Annotated in this window: 13 protein-coding genes and 2 tRNA genes; 8 read left to right on the plus strand and 7 right to left on the minus strand. The window is 29.8% G+C overall.

Annotated features, from left to right (window positions below):
• Window positions 1–253 precede the first annotated feature (253 nt).
• From ffh to ES044_RS09805, 3 genes are all read left to right on the plus strand, one after another.
• Complete coding sequence (ffh, locus tag ES044_RS09795) at window positions 254–1,582, plus strand: signal recognition particle protein (protein ID WP_147119381.1); 1,329 nt, start codon at window positions 254–256, stop codon at window positions 1,580–1,582.
• Window positions 1,583–1,712: 130 nt separating this feature from the next.
• Complete coding sequence (folD, locus tag ES044_RS19495; protein WP_147119380.1) at window positions 1,713–2,609, plus strand: bifunctional methylenetetrahydrofolate dehydrogenase/methenyltetrahydrofolate cyclohydrolase FolD; 897 nt, start codon at window positions 1,713–1,715, stop codon at window positions 2,607–2,609.
• Window positions 2,590–3,513: a YitT family protein gene (locus tag ES044_RS09805; RefSeq protein ID WP_147119379.1), complete on the plus strand. Its 924-nt coding sequence runs from the start codon at window positions 2,590–2,592 to the stop codon at window positions 3,511–3,513. The genes folD and ES044_RS09805 overlap by 20 nt, the downstream gene beginning before the upstream one ends.
• 80 nt (window positions 3,514–3,593) lie before the next feature.
• On the opposite strand, the gene ES044_RS09810 is transcribed toward ES044_RS09805, so the two are convergent.
• Complete coding sequence (locus ES044_RS09810; protein ID WP_147119378.1) at window positions 3,594–4,514, minus strand: FKBP-type peptidyl-prolyl cis-trans isomerase; 921 nt, start codon at window positions 4,512–4,514, stop codon at window positions 3,594–3,596.
• A 79-nt stretch (window positions 4,515–4,593) separates the two neighbouring features.
• On the opposite strand from ES044_RS09810, the gene ES044_RS09815 reads away from it, so the two are divergent.
• Window positions 4,594–4,974 carry an RNA-binding S4 domain-containing protein gene (locus ES044_RS09815; protein ID WP_147119377.1) on the plus strand — a complete coding sequence of 127 codons (381 nt, stop codon included), beginning with the start codon at window positions 4,594–4,596 and terminating at the stop codon, window positions 4,972–4,974.
• Complete coding sequence (locus ES044_RS09820) at window positions 4,971–5,474, plus strand: phosphoribosyltransferase family protein (RefSeq protein ID WP_147119376.1); 504 nt, start codon at window positions 4,971–4,973, stop codon at window positions 5,472–5,474. The genes ES044_RS09815 and ES044_RS09820 overlap by 4 nt, the downstream gene beginning before the upstream one ends.
• Before the next feature lie 113 nt (window positions 5,475–5,587).
• Here the strand turns inward: ES044_RS09820 and ES044_RS09825 are convergent, their stop codons facing one another.
• Window positions 5,588–6,103: a shikimate kinase gene (locus ES044_RS09825; RefSeq protein WP_147187090.1), complete on the minus strand. Its 516-nt coding sequence runs from the start codon at window positions 6,101–6,103 to the stop codon at window positions 5,588–5,590.
• Between the two features lie 94 nt (window positions 6,104–6,197).
• Here ES044_RS09825 and ES044_RS09830 point away from each other — a divergent pair.
• Both ES044_RS09830 and ES044_RS09835 read left to right on the plus strand, forming a co-directional pair.
• Window positions 6,198–6,270 (plus strand) — tRNA-Lys (locus tag ES044_RS09830).
• A 51-nt stretch (window positions 6,271–6,321) separates the two neighbouring features.
• Window positions 6,322–6,405 (plus strand) — tRNA-Leu (locus ES044_RS09835).
• Window positions 6,406–6,537: 132 nt separating this feature from the next.
• On the opposite strand, the gene ES044_RS09840 is transcribed toward ES044_RS09835, so the two are convergent.
• From ES044_RS09840 to ES044_RS09860, 5 genes are all read right to left on the minus strand, one after another.
• Window positions 6,538–6,954 (minus strand): hypothetical protein, encoded by a 417-nt coding sequence (locus ES044_RS09840; protein WP_147119374.1) that lies wholly within the window; start codon window positions 6,952–6,954, stop codon window positions 6,538–6,540.
• Window positions 6,955–7,212: 258 nt separating this feature from the next.
• Window positions 7,213–9,144 carry a hypothetical protein gene (locus tag ES044_RS09845; protein WP_147119373.1) on the minus strand — a complete coding sequence of 644 codons (1,932 nt, stop codon included), beginning with the start codon at window positions 9,142–9,144 and terminating at the stop codon, window positions 7,213–7,215.
• Complete coding sequence (locus ES044_RS09850; protein WP_147119372.1) at window positions 9,145–10,449, minus strand: hypothetical protein; 1,305 nt, start codon at window positions 10,447–10,449, stop codon at window positions 9,145–9,147.
• Window positions 10,449–11,177, minus strand: a complete 729-nt coding sequence (locus tag ES044_RS09855; RefSeq protein WP_147119371.1) for a hypothetical protein — start codon at window positions 11,175–11,177, stop codon at window positions 10,449–10,451. The genes ES044_RS09850 and ES044_RS09855 overlap by 1 nt, the downstream gene beginning before the upstream one ends.
• Window positions 11,178–11,270: 93 nt before the next feature.
• Window positions 11,271–11,771, minus strand: a complete 501-nt coding sequence (locus tag ES044_RS09860; RefSeq protein WP_147119370.1) for a DUF805 domain-containing protein — start codon at window positions 11,769–11,771, stop codon at window positions 11,271–11,273.
• Between the two features lie 816 nt (window positions 11,772–12,587).
• Here ES044_RS09860 and ES044_RS09865 point away from each other — a divergent pair.
• Window positions 12,588–13,391 (plus strand): carboxypeptidase-like regulatory domain-containing protein, encoded by an 804-nt coding sequence (locus ES044_RS09865; protein WP_147119369.1) that lies wholly within the window; start codon window positions 12,588–12,590, stop codon window positions 13,389–13,391.
• Window positions 13,392–13,907 lie beyond the last annotated feature (516 nt).

The following is a 13,907-nucleotide window of genomic DNA, read 5'->3' on the forward strand; positions in this document are numbered from 1 at the left end:
ACCATAAGTCAAATATAAATTTATCAGCTCATAAAAACCGCCATATTTAAGGGAGTCACTCCACTTTCGTAATCTAACGAAAATCATCAAGACGAAAGAAAAGACTGTGCTAAAGGTTTTTTATGCTTGTTTATCAAAGTTCTCACAAATTTTTCTTAACTACTTTAGTTGTATATTTTTAAATAGGAATTAAATCTTTTATAAGCGAACTCTAATATTTATATTTGTAACTCCAAAATAAAGAACACCAATTATGTTTAATAATTTAAGCGACAAATTAGATAAAGCCTTACACACTCTAAAAGGGCACGGTAAAATTACAGAAGTAAACGTTGCCGAAACTTTAAAAGAAGTTAGAAGAGCACTTTTAGATGCCGATGTTAACTTTAAAATTGCAAAAGATTTTACCAAAAAGGTACAAACTGCAGCTTTAGGACAAGATGTTTTAACAACATTAAATCCTGGTCAGTTAATGGTAAAGTTGGTTAAAGATGAACTAACTACTTTAATGGGCGGCGAAACCGTTGGTATTAATTTAGGTGGCTCACCAACCGTAATTTTAATGTCGGGTTTGCAAGGTTCTGGTAAAACTACTTTTTCAGGAAAATTAGCAAACTATCTTAAAAACAAAAAAGCAAAGCAAGTTTTATTAGTAGGGTGTGATGTGTATAGACCTGCTGCCATAAATCAATTGCAGGTTGTCGGAGAACAAATTGGGGTTGAAGTCTATGCAGAGGTTGGCAACAACAATCCTGTAGAAATTTCTCAAAACGCCCTTAAACATGCCAAAGCAACAGGTAAAAATGTTGTAATTATTGATACAGCTGGTCGTTTGGCTGTTGATACAGAGATGATGAATGAAATTTCTAACATTCATAAAGCTGTTCAACCACAAGAAACTTTATTCGTTGTAGATTCTATGACTGGTCAAGATGCTGTAAATACGGCAAAAGCATTTAATGATATTTTAAATTTTGATGGTGTTGTATTAACAAAATTAGATGGTGATACTCGTGGTGGAGCTGCTTTATCTATTAAATCTGTAGTTGATAAACCAATTAAGTTTATTGGTACTGGAGAAAAAATGGATGCTCTTGATGTTTTCTATCCAGATAGAATGGCAGACAGAATTTTGGGAATGGGAGATGTTATTTCTCTTGTAGAAAGAGCTCAAGATCAATATGACGAAGAAGAAGCTAGAAAATTACAAAAGAAAATTGCTAAAAATCAGTTTGGTTTCGACGACTTTTTAAGTCAGATTCAACAAATTAAAAAGATGGGAAGCATGAAAGATTTAATGGGTATGATTCCTGGAGCCGGTAAAGCGATGAAAGATGTAGATATCGATGATGATGCTTTTCAAGGAATCGAAGCAATTATTCATTCAATGACACCTTCAGAAAGAAGCACACCAACATCTATAAATGCAAGTAGAAAAAAGAGAATTGCAAAAGGATCTGGAACTACCATTCAAGAAGTAAACCAATTGATGAAGCAATTTAATCAAATGAGTAAAATGATGAAGATGATGCAAGGCGGTGGTGGCAAAAAAATGATGCAAATGATGAAAGGGATGCAATAGTTGGTCTTTAGCTTTTAGCTTTTAGCTTTTAGCTTTTAGCAAAAATAAAAACTCTATGGAACGACCAAACATCAATTTATAAAAAAAAAAAATTATTAAGATTCTTAAATTAGACATTCAATAAAAAAAAATGATTTTACTAGACGGAAAGAAAACTGCAGCAGATATTAAAGAAGAAATTGCTTTAGAAGTTAGAAACTTAAAAGATAACGGAGACGATACGCCACATCTTGCAGCAATTATTATGGGAAATAATGGTGCAAGTATTACGTATGTAAACGCAAAAGTAAAAGCATGTGAAAGGGTTGGTTTTCAATCTACCTTAATCAGGTTACCCGAAGAAACTACTGAAGACGAATTATTGAATGAAATTGCTGTTTTAAATGTTGACAAGGATATTGATGGATTTATAGTTCAATTGCCGTTGCCAAAACATATCGATGAACAAAAAGTACTTATGGCTATCGATCCTGAAAAGGATGTAGATGGGTTTCACCCAACAAACGTTGGTAAAATGGCATTAAACCTCCCTACTTTTATTTCTGCTACTCCTTTCGGAATTTTAGAATTGTTAGAAAGGTACGCTATTGAAACCTCTGGAAAACATGTTGTTATTTTAGGAAGAAGTCATATTGTTGGCAGCCCAATGAGTATTTTACTATCACAAAAAAGAAAAGTTGGCAATGCAACTGTTACCATGTGTCATAGTAGAACAAAAAACTTAAAAGAAATTACTTTACAAGCAGATATTATAGTTGCTGCCATTGGTATTCCAGAATTCTTAAAAGCAGATATGGTTAAAGATCATGTAACCGTAATTGATGTGGGAATTACACGTTTAGCAGATTCTACCAAGAAGAGTGGATATCGATTGGTTGGCGATGTTGCTTTTGCTGAAGTTGCCAAAAAGGCTGACTTTATAACCCCAGTTCCAGGAGGTGTTGGACCAATGACAATTGCCATGCTCTTAAAAAACACATTGCTTGCTTGCAAAAGAAAAAACGTAAATGAAAATAACAAAAACTAGTACTTATTTTTCTGAATATTTTCAAATTTTTATCGGGATTGTATTGACTAGTCTTGGCCTAAAGGCCTTTTTATTACCCAATGGTTTTTTAGATGGTGGTGTTACCGGTATTGCCTTATTGGTAAAAACGCAAGTAGATATTAACATGTCTTACTTACTCGTTATTTTTAGTATTCCGTTTTTAATTTTAGGATACTATACAGTTTCTAAAGCAATTGTAATCAAATCTATTGTTAGTATACTTGGAGTAGCTTTATTTATCCATTTTGAAAATTTTCAAACCATTACAAGTGATAAATTATTAATTTCAATTTTTGGTGGATTATTAGTTGGTTCTGGTATTGGCATTGCTATCAGAAATGGTTCTGTTTTAGATGGTTCAGAAATTCTTGGGGTTTTTATAAATGATAAATTTGGAGTAAGTATTGGTAAGGTAATTATGTTATTCAATATTGTATTATTTGCTGTTACTGCCGCCGTAATTTCTGTAGAAGTTGCCCTGTACTCTATTCTAACCTATATTATTGCTGCAAAAGTAACAGATACCGTAATAGAGGGTTTTGAAGATTTTATAGGGGTTACCATTGTTTCTAAAAAATACGATTTAATTAAAATAGCTATTTTAGAAGATTTAGGTGTTGGTCTAACCGTTTATAAAGGTAGTTCTGGTTTCGGTAGTAAGGGGCACACAGAAGATTTTGATATTATACATACTATTATTAATAGAATTGATATAAAAAAAATGTATGGAATTATAAATACTATTGACACCGAAGCTTTTATTGTTGAATTTGATGTTAACAATGTAAAAGGTGGTGTTTTAAGACATTATTTAAATAAGAAGAAGAATGCAAAATTCTTAAGTTTAAAGGCTTCTGTTTTAAATAAAAAAAAGAATAAATAGGTTTGTAAGTTGGTCAGTTAAGAACAAAAAAAAACTCTTTCTAATAGAAAGAGTTTTTTTTTGTTCTGTATAAAATAGATTTACCTAATATCAGGATTTAAATAATCTGGCAATGTAGTATTGTTCGGATCACTAAAATCATTTGTTGGATCTCCGTCATTATTAGCATCTTCGTCTTTTGTAAAAACGCCATCGCCATCATCGTCTACATCAAAATAATTAGGAAAACCATCTCCATCTGTATCATCATTAAAAATATTTCCATCTCTATCAATATCTTCATCGATAGAAGCGACTCCGTCGTTATCATGATCTGTATTCGGAACTAAATCTAATAAATCAACAAAAAACATTAAATTTGTGTCAACTAAATTATTAGAATAATTTTGTGCATTAGAAGACGGATATGCTAATCCAGAAGGTATAAACAAGACCCCTTTTCCTCCGTTTAAATACGTTATAGGACCATTAAAAACGCCTCCTGTATTGGGATCCTTTTTGAGTTCACCTCCATGCAACTTTGTAAAGCCATAAGACCAACCTTTTATCACTGATAATAAGTTGAACCAAATACCGTTTATATTACTATCAAAGTTTGTATTACTAAAACTTGTACCACCCATCGTTCTGCCAGAGTATTTTACAAATACCGAATCTAATTTTGTTGGCGATCCTTTATCTGGATCAGAACCAGAATTACCTTCTTTAGCAACATAGACATACAGCTTATAATCTATTGTGTTTTCGGTTATATCTATAATTTTTAGCTTCGGAGAATCATCCATCAAAGCAATTTTACCTGCCACTAATTGCTTCACCGAATCTACTTCGGCATCGTAATAATGATTCTTTAAAAATTTAACGATAGAATCGTTATCAGAGGCTGCTAATGAGATATGATCTATATTTGCAAACGGATTCACTCTTAAATTATCGTCGCCACAGGCATAGATTAGTGATGCGAAAAGTACAGCAACAAGTATATTTTTTATTTTTGTCATTTAGTGTAAAAATTTGTCGGTGCAATTTACCATTTTTATACCTTTGTAAAAAGACAATTTATACATTTTAACTTTTTTTATGAGAATTGATAAATACTTATGGTGCATTCGCGTTTTTAAAACAAGAAGCATAGCAACGACGGCTTGCAAAAAAGGGCAAGTAAAAATTGACACCAAAAATGTTAAACCTTCTAAAGATATTTTTGGAGATGAATTAATCGTTGTCAGAAAAAATCAAATTAATTACCAAATAAAAGTTTTAGATTTACCCGTAAGCAGAGTTGGTGCAAAATTGGTAGATCTTTACAGAAAAGATACTACCCCGAAAGAGGAGTTTGAAAAAAATGAGCTTTTAAAGTATTCTAAAGATTACTATCGTAAAAAAGGAACAGGAAGACCTACAAAAAAAGATAGAAGAGATATAGAAGGATATACAGAAGATAGCGAAGAAAACCTATGATAGCAGAAAGCAACATGATCTTGAATACTGTTCAAATTAATCAAAAGATTAAAAGAATTGGATATCAAATTTACGAGAGCAATAGCACCGAAAAAGAAGTTATTATTGCCGGTATTGTTGGTAACGGATATATTTTTGCTCAAAGAATCGTAAAAGTTTTGCAAGAAATTTCTGAATTAAAAGTTACCATTTGCGAAGTACACATCAATAAGAAAAAACCGTTAGCTCTTATTACTACATCTTTAGAAATTGACGTTTACAAAAATAAATCTTTAGTTTTAGTAGATGACGTTCTTAATTCAGGTACTACTTTAATTTACGGAGTCAAGTTTTTTTTAGATGTACCTTTAAAAAGATTTAAGACAGCGGTATTAGTGAATAGAAATCATAAAAAATATCCTGTAAAAGCAGATTTTAAGGGCATTTCTTTATCCACCTCAATAAAAGAACATGTACAAGTAGATTTCTCTAAAAACGAATCTAAAGCATATTTAATTTAGTTTATTGTTCTTAAAATAAAGTTAAAAAAAAATTAAAATAAAGCATAAATAAAATGCCGCACAAATACGGTGCAAATTTATTTTATTTATGCCTGTTTTTTTGCCGTTATCTACTATTTCAACAATTTTTCTAATTCAATGGCAATCTCGCTTTTCTTTTTATCATCAATTTTAATGGTCATTTTAGCTTTCTCGTAAAAAAAACGTCTTTCAAAAAGATGTTTGGCTACAAATTCAGGAATTTGATCATCACTCAAAGAAGCAATTAAAGGTCTTTTTGCTTTCTTTTTAATCAATCTTTTTATCATCGTAGAAGTACTTCCGTTTAAATACACAGAAATAGTGTCTCCTTTATTCACTTCTTCCATGTTATTCGCGTAACATGGCGTTCCTCCGCCTAAAGAAAGTATGAAATTATGGTCTTTAGCAAGTATTTCTTTCAAATATTGGTGTTCTTTTAGTCTAAAATAGACTTCTCCTTTTGTTTTAAAAATAGTTGTGATAGACATTTTCTCGTGGTCAATAATGTAAGCATCTAAGTCTATGAAATTCATTGCCAAACTTTTAGCCATTTTCTTACCAACACTAGATTTTCCGGAAGCCATATACCCTAACAAGACAATTTTCATTTCTATTTATTTTTTACAAATATCGCTAAAATTTCTTCAATTTTATATTCCATTTTCAAATGATAGATAGTATATTTGCACCTCAATTGAAAAAGACCTGGTAGCTCAGTTGGTAGAGCATCTCCCTTTTAAGGAGAGGGTCCTGGGTTCGAGCCCCAGCCCGGTCACAAAAAAAAGTTAAGCATTTGCTTAACTTTTTTTCTTAAAACTATTTAAAAGCGCACGTGGCGAAATTGGTAGACGCGCAGCCTTGAGGGGGCTGTGAACGCAAGTTTGTGGAAGTTCGACTCTTCTCGTGCGCACTTTTACTTGTTTTAAGCAAACAGATTACAAGCACTTAAATTAATTTGAACTACGAAACAATCGGCTTTATTTATCAAACTATTTTAATCAAGTTTTCTTAAACAATTCCTATTTAATTATTAAAATCTAGATTATTCATTTTTTAAAGCCAACATATCATAAGTTTCATTTAAATAAATCTCATTCAAACAACCTTGCTTACCGCTATACCATAGCTTATAATAACCAGCATAATATTCAGAAACTTGAACTCTTTGCTCTTTAGAAATAAGTAAAAAAACCGCAGAAAATACAGACGGCTCCTTTCTTAATTTTCCTTCTATTTTTAATGTTGTAATAATAATCTTACTCGCCTTTTTACCAAGGAATTTTTGTTTTTCTCCTAAAACAATTATATCAATTATTTTAGGATCATTTTCTAGATAACTAACATAATCATCCCACACCATTTCATCATTTAAATAAATACCCTCAGCCTTTATCTTCCCATTTTGATAATATTCAGTAAACTTACCGTTTAGCACGCCTTTGTTATAAGTCTTTTTCATCTTGTTTATTTCCGTTTTTATAAAACCATGTATTTTATACCATCAATTATATAAAATATTGAATCGAACCTACTTAAATAGCATTCTCTCCCATTGTAATTCTCCAGTTATATAATAATCTTTTACTTTACCTACTGACGCTTCCTTGTCACCCAAAGTAATAAGCCTATAATAAGAAGCATCATATTAGGAAGATACTCCCTAGGCTATATCATAAAATAATTTATTTATGATTGTTTCTTTTTTTTGAGAACCTATTTAGTCTAATCCATAAGTCTCCCAAATTTTTTTATCAATACCAAAAACATATCTTACAACACTAGTTGTGGATATGGTTTTCTTTTTATTTAAGTGATAATACTCATATTTAGTGTAAAGGTCATAAGTGTTTGCTGATATTTTCTCTATTCTTTGCACATAATTTTTTGAATTTTTAGTAAAGCCCCAGATATATTTATACCTGTTTTTTAACTGACTATAAGTAGGATTATACATATCCCAATATCTAAACATATTAGGAGAAAAATGAGAATTAATTTTTTCAAAATCTCTATTTTCTTCTGCTAATAGCAAATCTTTAATAAATTTAGAATTCCTCTGTAACAACAAATCTTTTGGCTTTTGTACTTGTTGAGCATTATTTATGTATCCTTCAAAAAAACTTACTGAAAACCCTAGGATGGCAACAAAAAATGCACCTATCATAAAGTAATAGATAGAACGGTTTGACTTCTTTTTCGCCTTCTTTAGCTGAAAAACTAATTTATCAGCTTCATCTTGCTTTTTTTTATTTTCTAACTTTAAAATATCTGCATTTCCATCTTTTTGCTTTTTTATTTGCTCTCTTAACTTTCTTTCATTTTCAAATCTTTTATTATCTCCGATTTTAATGCTTTCTAAATCAGCCGTTTCTTCTTCTTTTTCTTTAGTTTCCTTTTGTATTTCATTATCACGTTTATTGTTTTTAAATTTTATGTCCTTATTTAATCCTACGTTAAACTCAACTTCTATTATTCCTCGACTGGTATTTAATAGAACTTGTTTAATATCTAATCCATTTGAAATAATAATTGTCTTTCCATTATATTTTTTTTTATCTAACTTTAATGGTGTGTTGCCGATCTTTTCAAAAGAACTCGTTAAAACTGTTGCTTCTCCGTGAATGGAAATTATTTTGTAATAATCATTTAATGAACTTTCATCTAATTTGTTATCAGCTAAATTTGGTTTTATTGCTACTTTTGAGCTTAAAGTAAAGTCTTTTTCTAAAGTTTCACTTTCTAATTTAGGGCAAGTAACAAGAGAAATTTCGTTTTTACAGAACCACTTTAGTTTATCTAAATAGAAGTTTAAAGTTGAAGAATTAATTTCATAAAGTCGGTTAAATAACTTTGATTGGTTTGGATTTAAAAAATCATGAACTGTAAATAAAAAATTATCCAATGTATTAAAACCTCCTTGCATAACTTCTAACCAAAGAGACTTGTCGTGTTTTAGCGCCTCTAAAGCAGTAAGTATAACCCAAAAAGAAAATCTATCTATTTTACTGTTATAATAGTTCTTATCTCTCTTTGGATGTTGAAATTCACTTCTCCCATTTTCAATTGATTTTTTATTAATCAATTCAGGAACATACATTCCATCATAATCGATTAGCCGTAATTGAAAATTACTAGAGTCACCTGTGATAATTATATTCCCACATTGCAAATCACCATGTCCTATATCATGTTTTTCTAAATCATTAGATATATTAACTAATTGCTCTTGTATTTCAGAGATTAATTTATTGTTATTTAGATGCTTTGTTAAAAAATTATTTATTAAATCACCTTCAACCCATTCCATTTTTAATATAGGATAAGATTTTCCATTAACATTAATTTCATTTTCAATAAATTCACAATCTGTTTTCCAGCTTGAATTTATTTTTTTAATATTATTACATATAATTTTATTCCGTTTAATTGTATTTTTTTCTGCTGTCAGGAAGCAGCGGATAGCATAAATTTGACCATTATAACTGCCTTTGAAAACAGCAGCATATGCTCCTGATCCAAAAAGAAAAACCCTGATAGGTGTCTTTCTCACAGGAATGAAAAAAATGCCCTTGAGAGAACGGAAAGCATCATCTCCTTTTTTTTGAATTAATTGATTATATTCTCCTATTGTGGGAAAGTTATTTTGCATTTAATTATTTTTTGATTTTTGGAACTCTAACCAGCTTTTTTCAGAATTCACACCCCATTTTCCATCTACAATAATTTTATCGTAACCAGCAGATTTTAATTCCCTCTGTCTTTCTTTTGCAACTTCATTCGAAATTTTCCCAATCTTTTTTTCCTTTTCTTTTTTTTCTGATTTACTGGGTTGTTTTATTAGTAAAGTCTTGTTTTTAAGCTCTTTATTCAAATATTTAATTTCGGACTCAAGGCTCTTATTTTTTTTTGTTAGTTTTTGAATTGTTGTGTTGTCAGTTTTTCTATTTGTTTTAATTTCTTGATTGCTTTGTTTTGGTGTAAACCAAAATATAAAAAGCAGGCATATTAGAATCAAACTAACAATTGAAATTAATAAAACTATAAGTAACTGCATCTTTTTTTTAATTTCAAAAAAATCACTGGCCACACCGTTAAATTGGTTTCTTATTTCTTGCATTTGCATATTCGTAAATTTTGTTGATGTATTTATTGTATTAGAATTTGGAACGAAATCTTCTTGCTTTGCGACAGGAAAAGTAAAGTCACTTGATGGCTGTACATTTTCTAAACTATCAGTATTTTGAAAATCAATAATTATTGCTGATATATCGTCCTCTTGTAATTCTTTTTTATTCCAATATTTTAAACAGAATTTATGCAAAGAATCAAAATCACTCAATAAAATAAATTCGTGAATTAATTCTGGTTTTTGCAAAATCAATCTACTTAAGGCGTCCGTTGCTAATATAACTTGGTCACCAGTCTGAACTTTTAGAGTCTTTTTATAAAAAAAAGATTCATTAATCTTACTTTTAAGCAATTGCTCAGTGTTGAGGAAATAATTATTATTATCCAACATCTCTATATTATTAAATGGAAATGAGTTTAACTGCCTTCTTTCATCCAAAACAAAAAGATTACTATCGCCAATAGAAATGACTTCTAGAATGTTGTTTTTAAGAAACTGAACACCAATAAAAGTAGCTGTGCCACCTTTAAGTAACTTAACTTTTTCCAATGAAGCTTTAGCTGGATTAGAACTTAATTCAAAAGGAACACTTTTAAAGTCTTCAACACAATTTTTAAAATTTAATATTAATTGATTGATATCAAAAGTTGGTTTCTTTACAAAGGATGTCGTTATCAATGCTGCCCATATTTCAGATTTAAAACTTTGTGTAGTGCCATCAGACAAAGCAAAACTTTTGTTTAATAAATCTACTGCATACTTATCTTGAATAAATTTATATGCGAGAGAATCTCTTTTATGCAGTTGTAATGTTTTAATGCGCATTATTGAGGTGTTCCGATATTTAAAAAGTTTATCAAATCTGTTGCATTGCCATTAAAAACATAACCTTTAGCATTATGATCAATATTATAGCCTTTCTGTTTAGCTATTCTAATCATATTTTCATCCAGAGATGTTGACAATTCAAATAATAATCTTTCAAATCTATCACCTGTATTTACCTCATTTGGAAATAAAAGCTTGTCTCCTGACTTATTAGATATGTGTATATTTAATATTTTAGCTTGGCCATAATTAGTATAAAGATCTTTAATGTTTTCGACTTCTTGCTTTAATTTATTAAAACTACTGCCTGAATCGGTAGCTTCACCGTCTGTTATATTTATAACTATTGGAGGATGGCAATCCCTATGATTACCCCAATTTATCCAATCATTGCATAACCTTTTAGCATTTTCAAAAGCCTTGGTCATTGGTGTATTACTTCCAGCTGCTGGTTTTATCCATATTGGCTTATCATCTTCCTCTCCAAGAGGATAATCAAAAACATTTTTAATAGGAACTACCCATTTACCAGATAATTGTCCTTCCCATCCAGATAAAACAGAATTAGGCTCTTTTCCATAACCAATAATAGCTATTTCAAAACGATTTTTAAGTTCACCACTACTTCCGATGCATCTTAATCCTATTTCATATAAAATATCATTTACAGCATCAGCAACTTCATCTGCTTTTGTATGTAAAGCGTTTCCAAATTTATCACTCATAGAATAACTTTGGTCGATTAAGTATACCAGTAAACAAGGGTTTGTGCTACTTATTGTTAAATTTTTTAAATCGTACATGTTTAAATCTCTAATTTAGTTATATAAATCACCATCCTTATACTCGTTTGGCTTCTCATTATTGTTAATACTTTTATTAATTACAGTGCGGCTTTGATTGGGATTATTATGTCCACCATTATATCCACCTTTATATGTTGATGAAACCTTATTGTTTTGGTTATTTTTATAAGATTGTCCACCTTGATTCATCTGACCACTAACCCCACTTACTCCTTTTGGGTTGTCACCATATTGATTTGCAGAATGTTCTCCGTCTTGAAAAATCAACCAGAATCCGTAAAAGGGAATCAATTGCCACCAACCGCTGTTGCCTACATCATGACATCTTTTTGCTCCTTGTGCCCATAGGAACCATAACATTGGAAAAAAAGCTAACCCAAGAATCGCTGCATCACCATTACTTTCAGTAATAATTAGATTTATTACAGTTGCTAAAACGGTATAGATAATTAAGCTGAAACCGTATTCTGTCCTTCTAATACGGCCTTCAAATGAAAAAGGTTGTTCAAACATAGTTGTGAAATATTTTTATTTAGTGTATATTAAAAAAGTATTTAAAGAGCCATAAAAATATACCATTTAAATCAATTGTTGTTACGGGTTTCCGTAAATAAATGAAATTTAATTATATTTTCTAAAAACTTTATTTTTTTTTTAATTTTTATAAAAAAACTCTTTGGAACTTATTCTAACTAATACCAAAAGAATGATTCAGTTTTTCATAGTTTTAAAAATAAATTCACCGAGCATTCTAAATTAGACAATTTCTTATAAACAAGGATTTATTGCTAAACTTGTTCCTTGCCAAGAAATAAAAAAAATCGGCTCTATATTGTTTGTAATGGGTTTTATATTTTTTAAAAATCACAACATTATAATGGGTTTAAAGCTAGTTAACTATATTTATAAGACTACGAAAGTTATAATTTTAGCACTGAATATCCATTTTACCCACTCTATTTGAATTAGAGCCAAAAAATCAATTCCGAAACAAATTATTAAATTAAGAAAGCGCTTAACAGAATTGAGGTTAGAAAATAAATTTTTGTTTAGTTTTAAATATTAATAAAGAAAATAAAATATGAAAAAGCGCTGTAAAAACTTAAAGAGCCAAACGTTATTAAGTTTTAAAAAGTATTTGAAATAAGTATTGACGAATTATTCAATTTTGAAGGCAACTAACATGCATGGTTCTCAAATTATTCTTTTTAATTAATAAAATATTCTTTAGATGAGGTTAAAATCTTCTCGCCCGCACTTCCAACCTTTTTTTTACTTCTTCACAGATTATTAACCTTTTTAAATAGTTTTTAACTTAAATTTGTTTTTATGAAAAGAAACCTATTTACGTTTTTCTTATTTTTAAGTGTAAGCGCATTTTCTCAACAAGACAGCATTCCTACAATGCTAAAAGGACAAATAATACATGTGACAAACGATCGTCCGCTGAGTGCCGCCCATGTCTTAAACTTAAACACCGTAGAAGGAACAATTACAGATGCAAAAGGTTTTTTTGAATTACCTACTCGAGTAAATGACACTATTTTAGTTTCTTATTTAGGGTTTTCATCCATTAAACTTAAAATTACAAACGATTTACTCATTAGCGGAAACGAATTAGAAATTGCACTCTACGAAAAACCAGAAGAAATTAGAGAAGTTATTATTAAATCTACTAATTTAATTGGTGTTTTAGAAATTGATATAAAACAGGTGCCAAAAGATAGATTCACAAGAATTCACATTAATGGATTGCCGCAAACCTACGAAGTTGGTAAGCCGAATAAAAAAGATTTCTCCTCTCCTATTGCAGCTTTGTTTCAGCCTGTAGATTTCTTGTACAATCTTTTTGGACAAAAACCAAAACAGCTAAAAAAATTACAGAAACTTAAAAAAGAAGACGACTTACGTAAAATGTTAGCGGGTAAATTTGACAGAGAAGTAATGATGGAGTATCTACAAATGGATAGACAAGAATTAACTGAACTATTAACAGATTGCAGTTACTCTGATTATTTTATTAAAAAGGCTTCTGATTTGCAAATGATTGAAGCTATTTTAGATTGTTACGAAAACTACAAAGCACTTAAAAAAGGAAGTATTCAACGCAATAAGATTCCTGAAAAAAACTAATTTTTTAGCGTTTCTCGATTCAATTAAATTGATATTCGATAAGGAAGAATAAAAAGTTTAATATAAAACTAGATAAAGTATTACACTATCATTTTCAATAAAAGAGCGTTCAAAACAATAATGCTTTGAACGCTCTGATCAACAATTAAAACTAACTTAAAAATTAAAATACAGTTGTAATGTATTTGTAGTTATATTTTCTTCTAGAATTCCACGTGGCTCTTTTCGATTGAAAGATCTCTCTAGAATTATGATTTTTCTTTTCAATATGTACTGTTTCTTTTGACTTTACACTCATTACTTTTGTTTCTTATATGACGGCTAAAACATTGCTTTGTTACAATTATTTATCTGTTTAACAGAACTTTAAGAGTATTACCTTAAAACAAGTAACTATTCAGCCATTTCCGGTAGGAACGGATTTTTGCTAAAAGCAAGCTGAATATTTTCTAGTACTTTTTGTTTATTTTTTTTGAGCGTTGTAATATATCCTCTAATTCTAGCAAAATATTGTGC

The organism is Polaribacter sp. IC066, from assembly GCF_007997085.1.
Taxonomy (GTDB): domain Bacteria; phylum Bacteroidota; class Bacteroidia; order Flavobacteriales; family Flavobacteriaceae; genus Polaribacter.

Coding starts and splice junctions, on each gene's coding strand:
- ES044_RS09815 (WP_147119377.1), top strand. CDS start 4,594: ATGAGAATTGATAAATACTTATGGTGCATTCGCGTTTTTAAAACAAGA.
- ES044_RS09850 (WP_147119372.1), bottom strand. CDS start 10,449: ATGCGCATTAAAACATTACAACTGCATAAAAGAGATTCTCTCGCATAT.
- ES044_RS09840 (WP_147119374.1), bottom strand. CDS start 6,954: ATGAAAAAGACTTATAACAAAGGCGTGCTAAACGGTAAGTTTACTGAA.
- ffh (WP_147119381.1), top strand. CDS start 254: ATGTTTAATAATTTAAGCGACAAATTAGATAAAGCCTTACACACTCTA.
- ES044_RS09855 (WP_147119371.1), bottom strand. CDS start 11,177: ATGAGTGATAAATTTGGAAACGCTTTACATACAAAAGCAGATGAAGTT.
- folD (WP_147119380.1), top strand. CDS start 1,713: ATGATTTTACTAGACGGAAAGAAAACTGCAGCAGATATTAAAGAAGAA.
- ES044_RS09820 (WP_147119376.1), top strand. CDS start 4,971: ATGATAGCAGAAAGCAACATGATCTTGAATACTGTTCAAATTAATCAA.
- ES044_RS09865 (WP_147119369.1), top strand. CDS start 12,588: ATGAAAAGAAACCTATTTACGTTTTTCTTATTTTTAAGTGTAAGCGCA.
- ES044_RS09825 (WP_147187090.1), bottom strand. CDS start 6,103: ATGAAAATTGTCTTGTTAGGGTATATGGCTTCCGGAAAATCTAGTGTT.
- ES044_RS09860 (WP_147119370.1), bottom strand. CDS start 11,771: ATGTTTGAACAACCTTTTTCATTTGAAGGCCGTATTAGAAGGACAGAA.
- ES044_RS09805 (WP_147119379.1), top strand. CDS start 2,590: ATGAAAATAACAAAAACTAGTACTTATTTTTCTGAATATTTTCAAATT.
- ES044_RS09810 (WP_147119378.1), bottom strand. CDS start 4,514: ATGACAAAAATAAAAAATATACTTGTTGCTGTACTTTTCGCATCACTA.
- ES044_RS09845 (WP_147119373.1), bottom strand. CDS start 9,144: ATGCAAAATAACTTTCCCACAATAGGAGAATATAATCAATTAATTCAA.